The 18,739-nt window shown below is 61.8% G+C and carries 17 protein-coding genes; 9 read left to right on the forward strand and 8 right to left on the reverse strand.

Annotated features, from left to right (window positions below):
- Positions 1–45 precede the first annotated feature (45 nt).
- From PPN31114_RS11995 to PPN31114_RS12005, 3 genes are all read left to right on the forward strand, one after another.
- Entirely contained in the window at positions 46–996 is a 951-nt protein-coding gene (locus PPN31114_RS11995) for a complex I NDUFA9 subunit family protein (protein ID WP_150679719.1), read from the forward strand.
- A 114-nt stretch (positions 997–1,110) separates the two neighbouring features.
- Positions 1,111–1,755 (forward strand): glutathione S-transferase family protein, encoded by a 645-nt coding sequence (locus tag PPN31114_RS12000; RefSeq protein WP_150679720.1) that lies wholly within the window; start codon positions 1,111–1,113, stop codon positions 1,753–1,755.
- Positions 1,752–3,002: a multifunctional CCA addition/repair protein gene (locus PPN31114_RS12005; RefSeq protein ID WP_150679721.1), complete on the forward strand. Its 1,251-nt coding sequence runs from the start codon at positions 1,752–1,754 to the stop codon at positions 3,000–3,002. Before PPN31114_RS12000 ends, PPN31114_RS12005 begins: the two co-directional genes overlap by 4 nt.
- Before the next feature lie 6 nt (positions 3,003–3,008).
- On the opposite strand, the gene PPN31114_RS12010 is transcribed toward PPN31114_RS12005, so the two are convergent.
- The 4 genes from PPN31114_RS12010 to PPN31114_RS12025 form a co-directional block, all read right to left on the reverse strand.
- The gene (locus PPN31114_RS12010) at positions 3,009–4,019 is read right to left on the reverse strand and encodes a YopJ family acetyltransferase (protein ID WP_174987970.1); all 1,011 of its coding nucleotides are present in this window, start codon (positions 4,017–4,019) and stop codon (positions 3,009–3,011) included.
- Positions 4,020–4,190: 171 nt separating this feature from the next.
- Positions 4,191–5,096 carry a glutamate/aspartate ABC transporter substrate-binding protein gene (locus PPN31114_RS12015; protein ID WP_370865881.1) on the reverse strand — a complete coding sequence of 302 codons (906 nt, stop codon included), beginning with the start codon at positions 5,094–5,096 and terminating at the stop codon, positions 4,191–4,193.
- A gap of 252 nt (positions 5,097–5,348) precedes the next feature.
- On the reverse strand, positions 5,349–5,543 hold the full coding sequence (locus PPN31114_RS12020) for a DUF2905 domain-containing protein (protein ID WP_150679724.1): 195 nt from the start codon (positions 5,541–5,543) through the stop codon (positions 5,349–5,351).
- A gap of 30 nt (positions 5,544–5,573) precedes the next feature.
- A complete protein-coding gene (locus tag PPN31114_RS12025; RefSeq protein ID WP_150679725.1) occupies positions 5,574–6,788 on the reverse strand; it encodes a class I SAM-dependent methyltransferase in 1,215 nt (404 codons plus the stop codon).
- A gap of 226 nt (positions 6,789–7,014) precedes the next feature.
- Between PPN31114_RS12025 and PPN31114_RS12030 the strand changes: the two genes are divergently transcribed.
- From PPN31114_RS12030 to glmS, 5 genes are all read left to right on the forward strand, one after another.
- Positions 7,015–7,860, forward strand: coding sequence for an SDR family oxidoreductase (locus PPN31114_RS12030; RefSeq protein ID WP_246182519.1), 846 nt, complete (start codon positions 7,015–7,017; stop codon positions 7,858–7,860).
- A gap of 21 nt (positions 7,861–7,881) precedes the next feature.
- Positions 7,882–8,277 (forward strand): dihydroneopterin aldolase, encoded by a 396-nt coding sequence (locus tag PPN31114_RS12035; protein WP_150679726.1) that lies wholly within the window; start codon positions 7,882–7,884, stop codon positions 8,275–8,277.
- 1 nt (position 8,278) lies between these two features.
- Positions 8,279–9,235, forward strand: a complete 957-nt coding sequence (ttcA, locus tag PPN31114_RS12040) for a tRNA 2-thiocytidine(32) synthetase TtcA (RefSeq protein ID WP_150679727.1) — start codon at positions 8,279–8,281, stop codon at positions 9,233–9,235.
- 110 nt (positions 9,236–9,345) lie between these two features.
- Entirely contained in the window at positions 9,346–10,707 is a 1,362-nt protein-coding gene (glmU, locus tag PPN31114_RS12045; RefSeq protein WP_150679728.1) for a bifunctional UDP-N-acetylglucosamine diphosphorylase/glucosamine-1-phosphate N-acetyltransferase GlmU, read from the forward strand.
- Between the two features lie 97 nt (positions 10,708–10,804).
- Positions 10,805–12,634: a glutamine--fructose-6-phosphate transaminase (isomerizing) gene (gene glmS / locus PPN31114_RS12050; RefSeq protein WP_150679729.1), complete on the forward strand. Its 1,830-nt coding sequence runs from the start codon at positions 10,805–10,807 to the stop codon at positions 12,632–12,634.
- Positions 12,635–12,998: 364 nt separating this feature from the next.
- Here the strand turns inward: glmS and PPN31114_RS12055 are convergent, their stop codons facing one another.
- The 3 genes from PPN31114_RS12055 to PPN31114_RS12065 form a co-directional block, all read right to left on the reverse strand.
- Complete coding sequence (locus PPN31114_RS12055) at positions 12,999–13,757, reverse strand: COG4705 family protein (protein WP_150679730.1); 759 nt, start codon at positions 13,755–13,757, stop codon at positions 12,999–13,001.
- Positions 13,758–13,957: 200 nt separating this feature from the next.
- Entirely contained in the window at positions 13,958–15,055 is a 1,098-nt protein-coding gene (locus PPN31114_RS12060) for an asparaginase (protein ID WP_174987973.1), read from the reverse strand.
- A 191-nt stretch (positions 15,056–15,246) separates the two neighbouring features.
- Complete coding sequence (locus PPN31114_RS12065) at positions 15,247–16,398, reverse strand: porin (protein ID WP_150679731.1); 1,152 nt, start codon at positions 16,396–16,398, stop codon at positions 15,247–15,249.
- Positions 16,399–16,972: 574 nt separating this feature from the next.
- Here PPN31114_RS12065 and PPN31114_RS12070 point away from each other — a divergent pair.
- A complete protein-coding gene (locus tag PPN31114_RS12070) occupies positions 16,973–18,070 on the forward strand; it encodes a saccharopine dehydrogenase family protein (protein ID WP_150679732.1) in 1,098 nt (365 codons plus the stop codon).
- A 62-nt stretch (positions 18,071–18,132) separates the two neighbouring features.
- On the opposite strand, the gene PPN31114_RS12075 is transcribed toward PPN31114_RS12070, so the two are convergent.
- Positions 18,133–18,618: an Lrp/AsnC family transcriptional regulator gene (locus tag PPN31114_RS12075; RefSeq protein WP_150679733.1), complete on the reverse strand. Its 486-nt coding sequence runs from the start codon at positions 18,616–18,618 to the stop codon at positions 18,133–18,135.
- Positions 18,619–18,739: the final 121 nt, after the last annotated feature.

The raw sequence follows: 18,739 nt of genomic DNA on the forward strand, positions 1-18,739 counted from the left end.
CGGGGCGCGGGCCGCGCGCCCAAGGTCATGACTCGGAGGTGACGCATGCGCTATAACGTTTGTGTCGTCGGTGGCACCGGTTTCATCGGTGGCCATCTGGTCGCACGGTTAGTGTCGTCGGGGCACGCCGTGCGTCTGCCGACGCGGCGTGTCGAGGCCGCCAAGGCCCTCGGCGTGCTGCCGGGCGTAGAGCTCGTCGAGTGCGATGTGCACGACCCCCGCGCGCTGGAGCGCGTGATCGCGGGCAGCGACGCGGTGATCAATCTGGTCGGTGTGTTGCACAGCGACCGCGGTACGCCCTACGGCCAAGCCTTCGCCCGTGCACACGTGGAACTGCCGCGCAAGATTGCACAGGCATGCAGCGATCGCGGTATCAATCGCTTGCTGCATATGAGCGCGCTTGGTGCCGATTCGAACGGCCCAAGCATGTATCAGCGCTCCAAAGGCGACGGCGAGAAGGCGATTCGCGAGACCGGCATCCCGGTCACGATCTTCCGCCCCTCGGTCGTCTTCGGTCCCGGCGACAACTTCCTCAATACGTTTGCCCGTTTGCAGCGCCGCTTGCCAGTGGTGCCGCTTGCGAGCGCTAAAGCGCGCTTTCAGCCGATTTACGTCATCGACGTGGCACAGGCGTTCGCCGGTGCGCTCGACAATGACGCCACGCTGGGCAAGACCTATGAGTTGGGCGGCCCGCAGGTGTATACGCTGGAAGAGCTCGTGCGCTTTGCCGGTGCCGTGTGCGGCTGCGAACGGCCGATCTTGCCGCTGACCGACGGCGCGGCTCGCTTACAGGCGGCGGTCTTCGAGAAGCTGCCTGGCGAGCCGATCATCACGCGCGACAATCTCGATTCGATGCGCGTCGACAACGTGATGACAGGGCCGCTCGCGCCCGAACTCAACCTCACGCCCAATGGCCTCGAGATTGCCGTCGACTATCTCGATGGCGACAATTGGGAGCGGCGGTTGTCGGATTACCGGCGCTACGCCGGACGCTGACGATGGCGCAAGGGCGCTGTGCCGCTCCTCAATCGCTTTCGCAAAATTGATCGCAAACTGATCGCAAATTGACCGTTTTCGCGCGCTCAAAATGCGCACGCAAGGAAAGTCCTCATGCAACTGATCGTCGCCAACAAGCGCTATTCCTCGTGGTCGATGCGCCCGTGGGTTCTGCTCAAACATTTCGGCATCGCGTTCGAAGAGTGCAATGTGTGGCTTGCGCAGCCCGATTCGCGCGAGCAGATTCTGCGCTATTCGCCCACGGGCAAAGTGCCGTGTCTCATCGATAACGGCATTACCGTGTGGGATTCGCTGTCGATCTGCGAATACCTCGCGGAGAGCTATCCGCACCTGCCGCTGTGGCCTGCCGCGCGTGAGGCTCGCGCGCACGCGCGCAGCATTTGCGCCGAAATGCATAGCGGGTTCGGTGCGCTGCGCAACAGCATGTTCATGAACGTCGGTGCGCATTGGCCGGGCGCTGCGGCATCGCCCGAGACGCTTGCCGACGCGCGCCGGATCGAGGCGATTTGGGAAGACTGTCTCGCACGCTATGACGGCCCGTTCCTGTTTGGCGACTTCACGATTGCCGACGCGTTCTACGCCCCGGTGGTGATGCGCTTCGCGACGTTCGAGCCGGCGCTCTCGGCCCATGCACAGGCATACGCCGACCGCATTCGCGAAGTGCCTGCCGTGCAGGCGTGGGTGGCGGGGGGCAAGGGCGAGACGCAGCGTGTGGCTTACTACGAATCGCGCCCATGAAGATTTACGCAGTCGGTGGCGCCATTCGCGACGCCATGTTGGGCCTGCCGGTGAAAGACCGCGACTACGTCGTGGTGGGCGCCACGCCCGAGCAGATGGTGCAATTGGGTTATAAGCCCGTCGGCCGCGACTTCCCCGTTTTTCTGCATCCGAAAACCCGCGCCGAATATGCGCTTGCGCGCACCGAGCGCAAGACCGCGCGGGGTTATCACGGGTTTTCGTTCTACTTCGCTCCTGAAGTCACGCTGGAAGAAGATCTGATCCGGCGCGACTTCACGATCAACGCGATGGCACGCGAAGTGTTGCCTGACGACAGCCTGTCCGAGACACTGGTCGACCCCTACGGAGGCGAGCGCGACTTGAAGGCGCGGCTGTTCCGTCACGTTGGCGTGGCGTTTGCCGAAGACCCGGTGCGTATCCTTCGCTGCGCCCGCTTTGCGGCACGGTTCACCGATTTCTCCGTGGCCGACGAGACGCTCGACCTGATGCGTGAGATGACCGCCAATGGCGAAGTCGACGCGTTGGTCGCCGAGCGGGTCTGGCAAGAGCTTTCACGCGGACTGATGGAAGCCCGCCCGTCGCGCATGTTCGACGTGTTGCGCGACGCGGGGGCGCTGGAGCGCATCCTGCCCGAGTTGGCCCGCCTATGGGGTGTGCCGCAGCGTGCCGACTATCACCCGGAAGTCGATACGGGCGTGCACGTGATGATGGTGTTGGACTTCGCGGCGGCGCAGGGATATTCGTTGCCGGTGCGCTTTGCAGCACTCACGCACGATCTCGGGAAAGGCACGACGCCCGACGACGTACTGCCGCGCCATATCGGCCACGAAGGACGCAGCGTCGATCTGTTGGGACCGTTGTGCGCTCGTTTGCGCGTGCCGGTCGAGTGCCGCGAGTTAGCGCAGGTGGTTGCGCGCGAACACGGCAACATTCATGCGAGCGGGAAGTTCGGAGCATCGGCGCTGGTGCGCTTGCTTGAGCGTTGCGACGCGTTGCGCAAGCCCGAGCGGTTTGTCGAAATTCTGCAAGCCTGTGAAGCGGATGCGCGTGGCAGAGGCGGTGACTTTCCGAATGCGCCGTATGTGCAAAGAGACCGTTTAATGGCGGCGCTGGCGGCCGCACGGTCTGTCGATGCGGGCGCTGTTGCCCGTCAATATGCAGACAATCCAACGAAGATTCGCGAGGCCGTACAAGCCGCGCGAATTGAGGCAGTCGAAGCTGCGGGCCTCGGCGCTCAAGATAGTTGAGGATCGTTAAGGACGATGCCCGAGCCCGGCAGGCAGAGGCACGTCATCTCCCGAATCCTGCAAAAAGGTATCGCCTAGCGATTCGAGTGAGGGCGGCAACGCACGCCCAGCCACTTTGATCCGTTCGAATTCGATCGACACGCTGTAGCTGCGGTCGCCGCGCGCGAAGGTGAGCGCGCTCTGATAGTCGAGCAGCGCAGGCATAGCAGCGATGGCGCGTTCGTTGGCGCAGGCATGGCGCACTGCATATATATTCAGGCGAGCCCTCGATTGGGTATGTCGCATGATCGATGGCGGCAGCAATTCGTCGCTCTTCTCTAATGGGAAGGGGTCAAACGCTGAGACCTTGTCGAATTCACCCATTCGCAAGCGTGTGTGGAGCGATTCGAAGGCACCAGATTCCTCAAACATCGTCTTACTCGTCGCGAGGCTGAACATGCCGCAATCGACTTCGCTCTGTTGCGTTTGCGTCTCGAAGATCATCAGACTTCGATGGGGCCAATCTTGCCCTTGAGGGGCAAGCCGCGCCATCGCTCGCCCCAGGCGGTATGCAAGCCGCGCTCCGCCTCCGGTGTTCATCGACCCTGGCTCGATAAGAATCAACGACGGCTGACCCGCGCGAATGGCGAGATCGAAGGCCGCGAAGTGGATGCCGTCGGGCCCCATGTTGACGATGCCCTGCTCCCGGCCCTCGGCATCCGGCAAGTGGCACCGTTGCCGCATGTATTCCACCAATGCCCATGGCGAACGATGTTGAGACAGCCGCATGCCAGGGTGGAGCGCGGCTTCAGACGCGAGCAGCCTAGGCAAAAACTTCGCGTCGGCGTCGGCCATGCTCAAACATTGCTTTTGCGCGCGGAGGAATGAAACGGCGAAGTTGTAGTAGCCGCGCAATGTCCGGGGCAACGAATACTGCTTGGCGTTGGCGGCGTCGACATTACGTGCCGAGCGCAGCGTGGCGAGCGTGACGTCTGACTGAGATGCCACGGCTTGTGCGTCGGCAGTCGATATCGGCACGGAGCAGCTTCTGGCGCGTAAGCCAGCGGATGTGGGGTGCATGAGCGAGCATCCGGGGAATAAAAAGAGGCCGCCATGATGACGGCCTCTTCGTCTCGCTCGCTTTGCTACTCAAGTACGGCTTTCGGGCTTTTGTCGACCCGCGCCGCGATGCTCGATCGTTCTTAGTGCTTATTCGAACGCGTGATCGTTCGGATTCGCGTAAAGCTGCTTGAGTTGCTCGCTCATCGGGAAGTTGAAGTTGGTGTTCTTCGGCGGCACCGGCGATTCGAACCACTTCTTATACATCGTATTGATCTCGCTGCTCTTCATCACGCTGGCGAGCGTGTCGTCCACGAGCTTTTTGAACTCCGTGTCGCCGTGTTTCATCATGAATCCGTACGCTTCGAACGATTGCGGCGTGCCGGTGACAACCCAGTCGTCGGGGTTGCGGCCCATGGTGCGCGCGCCGGCGAGCAGCACGTCGTCCATCATGAAACCTTGCACGCGTCCGCCTTGCAGCATGATGAACGATTCGCCGTAATCCTTGCCTGCGATCACGCTCATGTTCATCTTCTTGTCGTTGTTCATCTTGTTGAGGATGCGCTCCGACGTGGTGCCCGCGTTGGTCACAACGGCCTTACCGGCGAGGTCCGGGAAGTCTTTGATGCCCGAATTCTTGTTCACCAGCAGACGCGTGCCGGCCACGAAGAAGGTATCCGAGAAGTTGACCTGCGCTTGACGCGCCTTCAGGTTGGTCGTCACGCCGCACTCGATGTCGACCGTGCCGTTCTGCACCAGGGCGATGCGGTTCTGCGACGTCACGGGGATGAAGCGCACTTGCAGATCGGGCTTCTTGAGCTTGGTTTTCACCGCGTCGACGACCTTGTTGCAGAGGTCCTGCGAGTAGCCGATGACGTTGTGATTGTTGTCGTAGTACGAGAACGGAATCGACGATTCGCGGTGGCCGATCGAAATGACGCCGCTGCTCTCGATCTTTTGCAGCGTTTCCGATGCGCTCTGTGCTTGCGCTGCGCCCGCCGCGATTCCCATCGCCACGCCCAGCACCACCCCGGTCCATCGCGCCTTGGTCTGCATCTTGATCATGCCCTGCTCCTGAAAAGGTCTCACCGTGATTCACGACTGAATCATTTGTTTCATACTAATTTTTTTGCAACAAATGATCAAATACTTGTTAACCCTAGCGGTGACGGGGTTCAGCGGGCGCTTTGCACGCGCGCAAGCCTGCGCGCCCTGTGCGGCGGCGCAGGGCGGGGCGAGACGTGTGGTCGATGAGGGAAGTCTGCTGCCGGATTGTGACTGCAACAGGTGTTGCAGGTGGGGCAGCGGTCAGAGCAGGCGAATCAGCAGATTGAAGACGAGCGACAGGAGGACCGTCGAGCCGAACGGGAAGAGCATTTCCCGGCCGCGCCAGCGCACGCGCAAATCGCCGGGCAGGCGGCCGATGCCGAGTTTGGACAGCCAGGGAGAGGCCGCCGAGAGGATGCAGACCGCGAAGAAGATCGTAAACATCCAGCGGAACATCGGCGTGGCCTTATTAAGAGAGAAGGACGATCAGAGCGCGTGGCTGCGGTCGCCGGTGGCAAAGCCGATGAGACCGGCCCATTCGTCCATGCCGCGTCCGAAGGCAATCACCTTGAAGAGCTCGCCCATTTCCGCCTCGGAGAGCAGCTTCTGCGCGGCATTGGCCGCCGGCAGGTAGGTGGCCGGGTCGGTCGGGTCGAGCGCACTCATCAGGTCGACGATGCCCGCGTTCATCAGGAATCGCGCTTGCGAGGTGAAGCCCAGCAGGTCGAGGCCGGCTTCTACGCCCGCGTCGGCGATGCCGGAAAACTCCACGTGTGCGGTGATGTCTTGCAGGCCCGGGTAATAGAACGGGTCGTCGTGCGCGTGATGGCGGTAGTGGCACATCAGCGTGCCCTGTCCGCGCTGCGGGTGGTAGTACTCGCGCGCCGGGAAGCCGTAATCGATGAGCAGCAACACGCCGCGAGCGAGCAACGGCGCCACGCTGCGCACGAAGGCCATCCCGGCTTCGTGCGTTTCCGTCAGGTATTCCTGCGTGGGTGGCAACACGTCGAGGGCGGTCAGTGCTTCGGGCAGCAGGCCAGTGTGCGGCCGTTCTTCCCAAGCGAAGCCGTCGTCGGTGACGACAACGCCGCGCTCGAACCAGACCGGCTGACTCGCGGCGTCCGGACGGCGTGCCCAGAGTCGCACGGGCATGGCGTCGAGCACTTCGTTGCCGAGCATCACGCCTTTGAAGGCGTCCGGCAGGTGGTCGAGCCACGTCACCTTATCGAGCAGATGGGGGGCGAGGCGGGCGATGGTGTCGCGCTGGCGGGCCCGCAGTTCGCCCGAGAGCTCCATGATCGAGTAGCGCTCGCACGGCGTGCCGTCGGCTTCCATGGCGAGCAACAGGTCGGCGGCGAGCCGTCCCGAGCCTGCACCGAACTCCAATACTTGCGTGTCGCCGGTCTGCTCAAAAACCTCGGCGATTTGACGAGCGAGCGTGCGGGCGAAGAACGGCGTGAGTTCCGGCGCGGTGACAAAGTCGCTGCCATCGGCCGCGAGACGCCCGAATTTGGCGGCGCCAGCGGCGTAATAGCCCAGCCCGGGCGCGTAGAGTGCGAGTTCCATGAAGCGATCGAACGGCAGCCAGCCGCCGGCCGCGTCGATGGCGTCGGCAAGATGGGCCGTGAGGCGGCGCGAGTGTTCGAGCGCGTCGGCCTCTGGAACGGGTAAACTATGGGGTTTCGGTGCGGCCTGATTCATGCGGGCATTGTAACGGAGTCGGCGCAGACTATCTGCCGCGCCTTGTCATCTGGCGCGAGGCCCCGCCAATAGGCCGTTTTCAGCCCATTGACGTGCGTTCCCGGATAGTCGCGCCATGACCGCACAAGCTGCTCCGTCGGCCGGTGCCGGGCGGCCCCCTGGGCCAGCGCCGTCGAAAGTGCCTGCAAAACCCTGATTTCACCTGCCCCTGACAGGAAACCGACGCATGACCGTTGCACCCACGCCACGTTTCTCGCCTGCTCCCGGCGACGCCAATGCCCGCACGCCCGCCGTGCCGCGCGTGGCGCTTGTCACGGGTGGCGCGCGCCGTATCGGCCGCGCGATTGCGCTGCGGTTGGCTGGCATGGGGTGGGACGTGGCGGTGCATTACGAGCGCTCGCACGATGAGGCGCTCGAAACGGTGGCCGCCATCGAAGCCCTGGGCCGCCGTGCGGTGGCTTTGCAGGCATCGCTGGCCGACGAGGCTGCCACGGCGGGCCTGATCGCCCGTTGCACCGAGGCGCTGGGCGTGCCGGGTTGCCTGGTGAATAACGCCTCACGCTTCGAGTACGATAGCGCCGCAGATTTCGGCTATCAGGCGCTCGAGCGCCACATGCGCGTCAATGCAGGCGCGCCACTGGTGCTCGCGCGCGAGATGCACGCGGCATTGGGCGAGTCGGGACGCGGCGTGGTCATCAATCTGCTCGATCAGAAGCTGGCCAATCCGAATCCCGATTACCTCTCGTACACGTTGTCGAAGGCGGCATTGGACGTGGCCACAACGCTGCTGGCGCAAGCCCTCGCACCGCGGCTTCGCGTGGTTGGCGTGGCGCCGGGCGTGACGCTGGTGTCGGTCGACCAGACCCCCGCCGGTTTTGCCGCCGCGCATGCCGCAACGCCGCTGGGCGCGTCGTCGACACCGGAAGACATCGCACAGGCGGTGGCCTATCTGGCCGACGCCCCGGCAGTGACCGGCACGGTGCTGTATGTCGATGGCGGGCAGCATCTCGCGTCGTCGTCGCGGGACGTAAAATTTCTGACCGAGCCGGCCGACGCCGACCGGTCTCGTTGATAGTCTTTAAGAGTTTTCAAAATGCATAGCGCTCTTTCTCACCCTCGCCTGATGGACTGCCGTCGCATGTTCCTGCGCGACTATGAAGTGTTCATCAACATCGGCGTGCACGATCACGAGAAGCGTGGCGAGCAGCGCGTGCTGATCAACGTGCAACTGTTCGTGCCGCTTGCCGAGAGCACGCCCGTGGCCGACAAGCTCGACGAAGTGGTCGATTACGACTTCATGCGCGAGACCATCGCCAAGCGCGTGGGACAAGGCCATATCCACTTGCAGGAAACGCTGTGCGACGACGTCGCCGCAGCGCTGCTGGCCCATCCGCGCGTGCGCGCCGTGGGCGTGTCGACCGAGAAGCCCGACGTCTACCCCGATTGCCACTCGGTAGGCATCGAAGTGTTCAAGATGAAGGGTGCCTGAGATGAGTGCCGTGATTTCCGAGACCGGCGCCGCAACGGCCGCGACCGGTCATGCTGCTGCCGACAGCGTGAAGAAAGCGCAGAAGCTCGCCTTCGAGAACAACAAGCTGGAGAAGCGTCTGTGCCGTCTGACCGGGCAGGCCATTGGCGACTACAACATGATCGAGCAGGGCGATCGCGTGATGGTGTGCATGTCGGGCGGTAAAGACAGCTACGCCATGCTCGACATCCTGCTCAAGCTGCGTGAGCGTGCGCCGATCGACTTCTCGATCGTCGCGGTGAACCTCGACCAGAAGCAGCCGGGATTCCCTGAGCACGTGCTGCCCGATTATTTCCGCGCCATCGGCGTGGATTTTCATATCGAGAATCAGGACACGTACTCCATCGTCAAGCGCGTGGTGCCCGAGGGCAAGACCACGTGCTCGCTGTGCTCGCGCCTGCGCCGCGGCATTTTGTACCGCGTGGCGGGTGAGCTCGGGGCGACCAAGATCGCGCTGGGCCATCACCGCGACGACATCATCGAGACGCTCTTCTTGAACATGTTCTACGGCGGCAAGCTCAAGGGCATGCCGCCCAAGTTGCAGTCCGATGACGGCAAGAACGTGGTGATCCGTCCGCTCGCGTATGTGCGCGAGCCGGATCTCGAGCGCTATGCCGAGTACAAGCAGTTCCCGATCATTCCGTGCACGTTATGCGGCAGCCAGCCGAACCTGAAGCGTGCGGAGATGAAGGCGTTGATTCGCCAATGGGAAAAGCAACACCCGGGCCGCATCAAGTCGATTTTCAGTGCATTGTCGAATGTGATCCCGTCGCACTTGATGGACACGGGCATTCACGACTTTAAGAATCTGCGTGCCACGGGCCAACCCGACCCGCTGGGCGACACGGCGTTCGACGAAGTGCCGTGCGGCGACGAGAACGACGCCGGCATCATCCGCATCGCTCAATTCGACGACTAAGACAACTTCGCTCGACGAAGGGCTAAACGCCATCGTGTGCATCGAACGATGTGATGCGCACGACAAGCATTCCACAGAAGAATTTCTACTTTTCGACTCGTCACCTTGCCATGAATATTGTGATTCTCGCGGCCGGCATGGGGAAGCGCATGCGCTCCAAGCTGCCCAAAGTTCTGCAACCGCTGGCGGGCCGCCCGTTGCTCTCGCACGTGATCGAAACGGCGCGCAAACTTTCGCCGGGCAAGCTCATCGTGGTAATCGGTCATGGCGGTGAGGCCGTGCGTGAGGCGGTGGCAGCCGACGACGTGTTCTTTGCCGAGCAAGCCCAGCAATTGGGCACGGGCCATGCCGTACAGCAATCGGTCGCATTGCTCGATGAGTCGGTGCCGACGCTGGTGCTTTATGGCGACGTGCCGCTCACTCGTGCAGAAACCTTGCAAGGCCTGCTCGACGCGGCCGGTAGCGAAAAACTCGGCGTGTTGACGGTCGATCTTGAGAATCCCACCGGATATGGCCGGATCGTGCGCGATGCGGCGGGCAACGTCCTGCGTATCGTCGAACAGAAAGATGCCGACGAGACCGAGCGTGCCATTCGCGAAATCAACACGGGCATTCTCGTGGCGCCGACGCGTCACCTCAAGGGCTGGCTGGGCGGTCTGAAGAACCAGAACGCCCAAGGCGAGTACTACCTGACCGACGTGATCGCGTGTGCCGTGGCGGACGGCGTGCCGGTGGTCACCACGCAACCGGCTTTTGCTTGGGAGCCCAACGGCGTGAACGACAAGGCGCAGCTCGCTGAACTGGAGCGCGACTATCAGCGCAACGCGGCGGCGGCGCTGTTGACGGCGGGCGTCACGCTCATCGATCCGAACCGTTTCGATTTGCGCGGTGAGATCGCCTGCGGCACCGACGTGTCGATCGATGTGAACTGTGTTTTCGAAGGCAAGGTCGTGATTGGCGACGGCGCGACCATTGGCGCGAACTGCGTGATTCGCAACACCACGATCGGTGCAGACACGCATATCGAAGCGTTCAGCCATCTCGACGGTGCCGTGGTGGGTGCCAATGCGCACATCGGCCCGTACGCGCGCCTGCGTCCGGGGGCCGATTTGGCCGACGACGTGCATATCGGCAATTTCGTGGAAGTGAAGAATGCCACGCTCGCGAAGGGATCCAAGGCGAATCACCTGGCTTACGTGGGCGATTCGACCGTGGGCGCGCGGGTGAATATCGGTGCTGGCACGATCACCTGCAACTACGACGGCGCGAACAAGCACCGCACGGTGATCGAGGACGACGTTTTCATCGGATCGGACACGCAATTGGTCGCGCCGGTGACCGTGCGTCGCGGCACCACCGTCGCGGCGGGCACCACCGTGTGGAAAGACACGCCGGAGAATGCCCTGGTCATGAACGAGAAAACGCAGGTGGCGAAAGACGGCTACGTTCGCCCGCGTAAGCAGAAGCAGTAAAATCGGCGGTTATGTGCTGGCGCGCGGGGCAGGAGCGCGCGCCGGTGGGTTACGAGAATCGAATCGGCCAGAGCATCTGGCGTAAGGGAAAGCGAATATGTGCGGCATTGTCGGCGCGGTTGCGCGACGTAATGTAGTACCGGTGCTGGTTGAGGGTTTGCGCCGTCTGGAGTATCGCGGTTATGACTCCTGCGGCGTGGCCGTGTTGCAGGGCGGCGTGCCGCAGCGCGCGCGTAGCGTGTCGCGTGTGGCCGATCTCGACGAGCAGGTCAAGCAGACGCAATTGTCGGGCGAGACGGGCATTGCCCATACGCGCTGGGCGACGCACGGCGCGCCGGTCACGAACAACGCGCACCCGATTTTCTCGCGCGATGAAGTGGCACTGGTGCATAACGGCATCATCGAGAACCACGAAAGCCTGCGCGACGAATTGCGCGGCCTGGGTTACGACTTCGTGTCGCAAACCGACACGGAAGTCATCGCGCACTTGATTCATCATTTGCTGACGAATGGCGCTGCGGGCGACCTGTATCAAGCCGTGCGTCTGGCAACGCGTCGCTTGCATGGTGCGTACGCCATTGCCGTGTTCCGCAAGCAAGAGCCGCATCGCGTCATCGGCGCGCGTGCCGGTTCGCCGCTGGTGGTGGGCGTGGGCGAGGGCGAGAACTTCCTCGCTTCCGATGCGCTGGCACTCGCAGGCACGACCGATCAGTTCATCTATCTGGAAGAAGGCGATGTGGCGGAGCTCACGCTCGATGGCGTGAAGATCGTCGATCGCAACGATGCCGTGGTCGAGCGCGAAGTTCGCACCGTGCAGGCCTATTCGGGCGCGGTGGAGTTGGGCCCGTATCGCCATTACATGCAGAAGGAAATCTTCGAGCAGCCGCGTGCCATCGGCGACACGATGGAAGGCGTGGAGGGTATCTCGCCGACGCTGTTCGGCGAGAAGGCCGAAGCGATGCTGAGCAATGTCGATTCGATTCTGATTCTGGCGTGCGGCACGAGCTATTACTCGGGGCTGACGGCGAAGTACTGGCTCGAAGCGCTGGCAAAGATTCCGACGCAGGTCGAAGTCGCCAGCGAATATCGCTATCGCGAGAGCGTGCCGAACCCGAAGACGCTGGTCGTCACCATTTCGCAGTCGGGCGAGACGGCCGACACGATGGCGGCGCTGCAACACGCCCAGTCGCTCGGCATGACCAACACCCTCGCGATCTGCAACGTGGGCACGAGCGCGATGGTGCGTCAGACGGCGCTGCATTACCTCACGCGCGCGGGCACCGAAATCGGTGTGGCATCGACGAAGGCGTTCACGACGCAGTTGACCGCGCTGTTCCTGCTGACGCTCACGATTGCCAAACTGCGTGGCCGTCTGAGCGAGGCGCAAGAGGCTGAATACCTGACGCAGTTGCGCCATCTGCCGGTGGCGCTGCATAGCGTGCTGGCGTTGGAGCCGCAGATCATCGCGTGGGCGGAAGACTTCGCGCGTCGCGAGAACGCGTTGTTCTTAGGCCGTGGGCTGCACTATCCGATCGCTTTGGAAGGCGCGCTCAAGCTCAAGGAAATCTCGTACATCCACGCGGAAGCGTATCCGGCGGGCGAGTTGAAGCATGGCCCGCTCGCACTGGTGACGGATCAGATGCCGGTGGTTACGGTGGCGCCGCACGACGCGCTGGTCGAGAAGCTCAAGTCGAACATGCAGGAAGTGCGTGCGCGCGGCGGTCAGCTCTACGTGTTTGCCGATTCGGACACGCAGATCTCGAACGCCGAAGGCATTCACGTGATTCGCATGCCGGAGCACTACGGTCAGCTGTCGCCGATTCTGCACGTCGTGCCGTTGCAGTTGTTGGCGTATCACACCGCCTGCGCACGCGGCACCGATGTCGACAAGCCGCGCAATTTGGCGAAGTCGGTGACGGTCGAGTAAGTGGTTGGAGATTCACGCGGTATTGTGCAAAAAAGAAGTGCATCCAATCTCGCGTGAACTACCGTAAAAACGTAAGGGCGACGCTTCCCGGGAGCGGGCGCTAAAAGGCCAACGGGCGATTCCGCCGTTGGCCTTTTTTATGTGCGGACAGTTGCGTGAGCACCAGAACCAGAAAGACCAACGGCCACCTTTCGGTGGCCGTCGCATGCGGGATTCTCTATCCACATTTCTGTGGAACTCCCACTCCAGGTGGGACCTAGTTTCCTAGGCGGCGCTACGTTTTTTGCACCCGCTTGTACGTAGTTTTCAGGCGGAATGCTATTACGGCGGTCGCAATGAAGTCAAGCCGTCAGCGCGTGCATTGTCAATGCGCTTTCGCCGCCGCCCGCTGCCGCACCAGCAACAGACTGGTCAGAATAAACGCCAGCAGAGCGAATGACGCCGAGTACCGGCTGAGCGCGAGCCCGCCTGCGCTGACTGGTTTATCCAGAAAGTCCCCAACGACTGCGCCTAGCGGTCGCGTCAGAATGAACGCCGCCCAGAAGAGAAATACGCGCGACGTTTTCGTCCAGAAGTACGCTCCCACGAGAATCAGCAGCAGCGCACCGAATACCACGGCCGCACCGGTATAGCCGAGCCCTGCGGTGTCTGCCGTCCAGTCGCCAAGCGCGGTGCCCAGCGTCTGCGAGAACATGATCGTGACCCAATAGAACACTTCCGCCTTCGGGGAGTCGACCGTGTTCACCGACACCGATCCCATCGTGCGATGCCAGAGCCAGAGCGAGCCCAGCAGCAGCGCGAGCAGAAGCGTCGAGCCACCGGCATAGCCGATACCCAGCGACCGGTCGGCAAAGTCCGCAAGCGTGGTGCCGACAGTCGTTGTGGCGATGATCGTCGCCCAGTACAACGCCGGATGAAAGGTCTTCGCACGGATCTGCGCCGAAACGAGTACCGCAAAGATCACGGCAAAAATGCCCGTGGCGACAAGGTAGCCGAGGTTCATCGACATCGAGACCGCGTCGCCACCCGTCTCGCCCAGCGTGGTCGCCGCAATCTTCACCACCCAGAACATGAGCGTGATTTCCGGAACCTTAGCGAGCGTCTTCTGCACGTTTGTATTCATGTTTGCCCCTGTTGTTAGGACACCCCGCACTTGGCGCGAAGGTCACTATTGAACAAGTGAAGTGTCTCGCGGCTTTCTTAGTTCACACATAGTGCCGTGTAGACGGGGGGCTCGGGGCCGCATTTGCCACGCGAAAACAACAAAAAAGCGGGTTGCCAACGTGGCAACCCGCCTTTGTAGTGCGCAGAAATACCGCAGCGTCAGTACGTCACATCGAACGCCTTCTGCACTTTGTCCGCAGCCGTCACGCCGTTACCGATCAACAATTGCGTGAGCACCCGTGCCTTTTGCGGATTCAGATCGTAGGACACGACGAAACCAGTCTTGTCGTCCGAGACTTCCACGTTGCGATTGACGAAGCCACTGCCCACGCGCGACGACCGAACCACCACGATGCCCTTGCGCGCAGCGGCCTCCAACGCATCGAGTGCCGCTTTAGACGCATTGCCGTCACCGACGCCCGCGAGCACGATCCCCTTCGCGTTGTGCTTCACCGCGTCGTCTATCTGCACGGCATCCATGTCGGCGTGTGCGTAGACGATGTCCACACGCGGCAAACCGCCCGTCGGCACGCCGAGCGCTGACTTGCGGCCTGCGGGGGCTGGCGAGAGATAGCGGATCGACGCCGGATCGACATAACCGACCGGGGCCGCATTCGGGTTATGGAATGTTTGAACCGACGTCGTATTCGTCTTCGTGACCCAGCGCGGACCGTGAATCGTGTCGTTCATCACGACGAGCACACCGCGATTCAGCGATTGCGGGCTGGCCGCGACTTCCACCGCTTCATATAGATTTCCCGGACCATCGGCGCTCACGGCGGTACTCGGGCGCATCGAGCCGACCAGCACGACGGGTTTGCCGGTGGCCAGCACGTTATCGAGGAAGAAGGCCGTCTCTTCCATGGTGTCGGTGCCGTGGGTAATCACGATACCGTCGGCTTCGTCGCGCTCGAAGGCTTGCTTGATGCGCGCCGCCAACTGATACCAGACCTTGCTGTTCATATCCTGCGAGCCGATGTTCGAGATCTGCTCGGCCTTGATCGACGCGAGCTTGTCGAGGCCCGGCACGCTAGCGGTCAGTTGCTCGCCAGTGACGCCACCGGCGTTGTAGCCGATTGCCGAGCGCGCATCGCCAGTACTCGCGATGGTGCCGCCGGTGGCCAGCACCAGAATGCGCGGTGTGCGCTTGGCCGGTGCGGTATCGGCGGCGAACGCATGACTGCCAGCGGCCAAGGCCAACGCGGCCGCCATGATGGTTTGCGGTACGACAGCTTTGCGGTGCTTCGCGAACGTCATAGGTGTGCTCCTCTCTTCTCGTTGGGGGGTATCGCCCCGGAGGCCGGTGCGATCCCTGTCATATTGGCGACATTTCCGATTCAACGAAAGGCTCAGACGCACGCCCCATTAAAAAAGGGAGGCCCTTGTGGGGCCTCCCTCAAAGCTGGAGCACTCAAACGAGGTACTACACGTCTCGCGAAGACGAAGCCTTAGAACTTATGGCGCAGGCCTGCGATGACGGCAGCTTGGCTCTTGGTGCTCGATGCACCGCCCGCGCCGTTGATCGAAGCGGCAGCGGCGTCACCGGCGGCCTTCTGATAGATACCGACCAGATATACGTCGCTACGGCGCGAGAGCAGGTAGTCCACGGCCGCGTTGATCTGGTGATACTTCGGGCTCAGGTTGGCGAGCGTGGCACTGCGCGTGCTGGCGTCGGTGTACGTGTAGGCGAGGCCGAGCAGCAGCGTCGGCGACAGGTTGTACGTGCCGTTGATTTCATAGTTCGACACGCGTGCGCCGGTGCCGCTCAGATACTTGAGCTGCGTGTTGCTGTACACCAAGCCAACCGTTGCCGGACCGAAGTTGTAGCTGCCGCCGGTGGCGAGCACGCGTTGCTTGTCCACGCCGTACGACGTCGTGCCGACGCGCGTCGAGTAGAAATCGCCGCTGTAGTCACCCACCACTGCGCCGCCCGTGTTGACGGTGCTCGACGGGGTGCTCACTTCCAAGTAACCGATACCGAACTTGATCGGACCGTTGGCGTATGCGGCACCCACGCTGAACGCGCGGTTGTTCGCGAAGCCCGAGCCGCTCGTGCTGTTGCTGGCTTGGTTCGAGAAGCCATACAGACCACCGAACGTGAAGCCCGCGTAGTTGGCACTCGTGTACTTGATCGAGTTGTTGATACGGAACGAGTTGTACAGGTTGTCGACGTCACCGACGTGCGCGCCGAGCTTGGTCGCGAACTGCTTGGCGGAGGTCAGGCCGCTCACGAAGTCGACCACGGAGTCGTACTGACGGCCTATCGAGAGCGTACCGAACGACTTGCTCGACAGACCCACGAAGGCCTGACGGCCGAACTCGCGGCTACCCTGGCCGAGTTGGCCGTTCATCAAGTTGAAGCCGTTCTCGAGGGTGAAGACTGCCGACAGACCGCCGCCCAGATCTTCCGAGCCCTTCAGGCCCCAACGGTTACCCGATTGCAGGCCGTCGGCCGTGGTCGTGTTCTTGTTGCCGCCGACGTTGTTGACATAGGCGAAGCCGCCGTCGAGAACACCGTAAAGGGTGACGTTGCTTTGGGCTTGGGCTGCGCCAGCAGCAAGAAGTGCGCACAGCGCCGCGGCCAAATGCGTCTTTTTCATCGGTCGATTCCTTATTCGATAGCTTTGAAATGATGCGAACCCCATCGCCTGTTATCAGGCGCCCCGTGGGTTCGGGCCGAACTATATCGAAGCCATCCGTGAATCTGTAGGTGTACCGACGAAATTTCATACACCCTGTATCGCTGTTGCAACGAGCGAAACGAAGATAACCGTTTCCCATACCGTTTCATGCGGATGACACGAAAGCGCCGTATAACTGAGCAATCGTGCGTCTTGCACGATGTACCGCCATCTCCCCCTCCTGCTTTCGAATTCCCCTTTCCGCACCTGCGATTCACCCCTCGCGCGACTTCGCTTACGAATGTGGCGAATCGGTCTTCGTCGCCTTCAATTTGAGCGCGCTAATACGATTCGTCGGCGTAAATCGTCAATTCGTCAATAAACGCCGAACTTACGACGATTTCACGCTACATTTCATCAGCACCTCTCCTTAGAATCGATGCAACGGCGCGAGACACCGCCGCCGCGAAAACGCCCGCCACACGGGGCTTTTCGCGGTATCGGCGTCGTCGCCCCGCGCGGCATCCATCACCACTAAGACAGGGGAAAAACCATGAAAAAGATTGCCTTGCTCGGCGCTGGCCACATCGGCCAAACCATCGCTCGTTTGTTGCGCGACAGCGGCGATTACCACGTGAGCGTGTTCGATCGCAGCGCGCAGGCGCTGGCGCACGTACGAGAGAACGCCGATGCCGTGTACGAGCTCACCGACAGCGACACGGGTACGTTGCAAAAGGCAATCGCGGGCTATGACGCCGTCGTCAACGCGTTGCCCTACACGATGGCGACGAGCGCGGCGACGGCCGCTGTGGCCGCCGGTTGCCACTACTTCGATCTGACCGAAGATGTCGCCGCAACGCACGCAATCGCTCAACTCGCTGAAGGTGCCAACACAGCACTCATGCCGCAGTGCGGTCTCGCCCCCGGCTTCATCTCCATTGCTGCGCATCACCTCGCTGCGGCCTTCGATCAGGTCGACGTCGTGAAAATGCGTGTCGGCGCGCTGCCCGCGTTCCCGACGAACTCGCTGAAGTACAACCTGACGTGGAGCGTGGACGGTCTGATCAACGAGTACTGTCAGCCGTGCGAGGCCATTCGCGATGGCGCATCGATCACGGTGCAACCGCTCGAAGACCTCGAACACTTCTCGCTCGACGGCGTCGAGTACGAAGCGTTCAACACTTCGGGTGGCCTCGGCACGCTATGCGAAACGCTCGCGGGCCGTGTGCGCGATCTCGACTACAAGTCGGTGCGCTATCCGGGGCATGGTGCGTTGATGAAAGTGCTGCTTGGCGAGTTGCGTCTCAAAGACGATCAAGAAACGCTCAAGACGCTGCTCAAGCGCGCCGTGCCGAGCACGCTGCAAGACGTGGTGCTGGTGTTCGTTGTCGTGAGCGGATTGCGCAGCGGTGTGCTGACGCAGGAAGTGTTCGCGCGCAAGATTTTTGCCGAGCGCAACAACGGGCACAGCGCCAGCGCCATTCAGATCACGACGGCGTCGGCCGTGTGCGCAGCGGTAGATTTGTTCTTCGCAGGCAAGCTGCCGCAGCGTGGCTTCATTCGTCAGGAGCAAATTGCGTTGCCCGAGTTTCTGGCAAACCGCTTCGGTCAGGCTTACGCGCATTCGACCCATATCGAATCGTTGTCGTAAGACGCGCCCGTAGGGCATTAGCCGCTATCACTGCCCGCACTTCGCTGCGGGCAGTGTCGTTTCTATCGAACCGGCACCCGGCTCGAGGCTTTGACCTCCTTCAACGACAGCGTGGAGTGAATGCCGGTCACGCCCGGCAGCATCTTCAGCACGGTATCGACAAAGACGCCGTACGCATCGAGATCCTCGCTCACCACCACCAGCATGTAATCGGCTTGTCCCGTCACCTTGTGACACGAGAGCACCTCCGGACACTGCCGAATCGCCAACTCGAACTGCGCAGGCGCGTCGTGATCGGTATGAATGTCGAAATCGATCTGTACGAAACCGAGCAGCCCGAACCCCATGCGCCGCCGATCCAAATTTGCCTGAAAGCCGGTGATGAAACCTTCGTCTTCGAGCTTCCTGAGCCGACGCCAGCATGGCGTAACGCTTAGCGATAACGCATCGGCGAGTTGCGCGGTTGAGATGCTGCCGTCCTCCTGCAAACGGCTCAGAATTTGCCGATCGGTGCCATCTAGCTCGGAATAGAGTCGATTGTTTTTCATTTGTCTCGTCGGTGAGTCGATTTTTACAAAAAATCTAAGTCAGACAAAAAGAAAAGCAAAGCAATTTCACCCCCCGATCCACATACTGATGCCTGCTCAAACCCACTTAACTGCTCCAGTT

The sequence above is a fragment of the Pandoraea pneumonica genome, assembly GCF_902459645.1.
Taxonomy (GTDB): domain Bacteria; phylum Pseudomonadota; class Gammaproteobacteria; order Burkholderiales; family Burkholderiaceae; genus Pandoraea; species Pandoraea pneumonica.

What these genes read in the sequence shown, in the direction of transcription:
- PPN31114_RS12035 (WP_150679726.1), top strand. Translation starts at nt 7,882, where the DNA reads ATGCATAGCGCTCTTTCTCACCCTCGCCTGATGGACTGCCGTCGCATG.
- PPN31114_RS12075 (WP_150679733.1), bottom strand. Translation starts at nt 18,618, where the DNA reads ATGAAAAACAATCGACTCTATTCCGAGCTAGATGGCACCGATCGGCAA.
- PPN31114_RS12070 (WP_150679732.1), top strand. Translation starts at nt 16,973, where the DNA reads ATGAAAAAGATTGCCTTGCTCGGCGCTGGCCACATCGGCCAAACCATC.
- PPN31114_RS12015 (WP_370865881.1), bottom strand. Translation starts at nt 5,096, where the DNA reads ATGCAGACCAAGGCGCGATGGACCGGGGTGGTGCTGGGCGTGGCGATG.
- ttcA (WP_150679727.1), top strand. Translation starts at nt 8,279, where the DNA reads ATGAGTGCCGTGATTTCCGAGACCGGCGCCGCAACGGCCGCGACCGGT.
- PPN31114_RS12030 (WP_246182519.1), top strand. Translation starts at nt 7,015, where the DNA reads ATGACCGTTGCACCCACGCCACGTTTCTCGCCTGCTCCCGGCGACGCC.
- PPN31114_RS11995 (WP_150679719.1), top strand. Translation starts at nt 46, where the DNA reads ATGCGCTATAACGTTTGTGTCGTCGGTGGCACCGGTTTCATCGGTGGC.
- glmU (WP_150679728.1), top strand. Translation starts at nt 9,346, where the DNA reads ATGAATATTGTGATTCTCGCGGCCGGCATGGGGAAGCGCATGCGCTCC.
- PPN31114_RS12065 (WP_150679731.1), bottom strand. Translation starts at nt 16,398, where the DNA reads ATGAAAAAGACGCATTTGGCCGCGGCGCTGTGCGCACTTCTTGCTGCT.
- PPN31114_RS12020 (WP_150679724.1), bottom strand. Translation starts at nt 5,543, where the DNA reads ATGTTCCGCTGGATGTTTACGATCTTCTTCGCGGTCTGCATCCTCTCG.
- PPN31114_RS12025 (WP_150679725.1), bottom strand. Translation starts at nt 6,788, where the DNA reads ATGAATCAGGCCGCACCGAAACCCCATAGTTTACCCGTTCCAGAGGCC.
- PPN31114_RS12005 (WP_150679721.1), top strand. Translation starts at nt 1,752, where the DNA reads ATGAAGATTTACGCAGTCGGTGGCGCCATTCGCGACGCCATGTTGGGC.
- PPN31114_RS12055 (WP_150679730.1), bottom strand. Translation starts at nt 13,757, where the DNA reads ATGAATACAAACGTGCAGAAGACGCTCGCTAAGGTTCCGGAAATCACG.
- glmS (WP_150679729.1), top strand. Translation starts at nt 10,805, where the DNA reads ATGTGCGGCATTGTCGGCGCGGTTGCGCGACGTAATGTAGTACCGGTG.
- PPN31114_RS12000 (WP_150679720.1), top strand. Translation starts at nt 1,111, where the DNA reads ATGCAACTGATCGTCGCCAACAAGCGCTATTCCTCGTGGTCGATGCGC.
- PPN31114_RS12060 (WP_174987973.1), bottom strand. Translation starts at nt 15,055, where the DNA reads ATGACGTTCGCGAAGCACCGCAAAGCTGTCGTACCGCAAACCATCATG.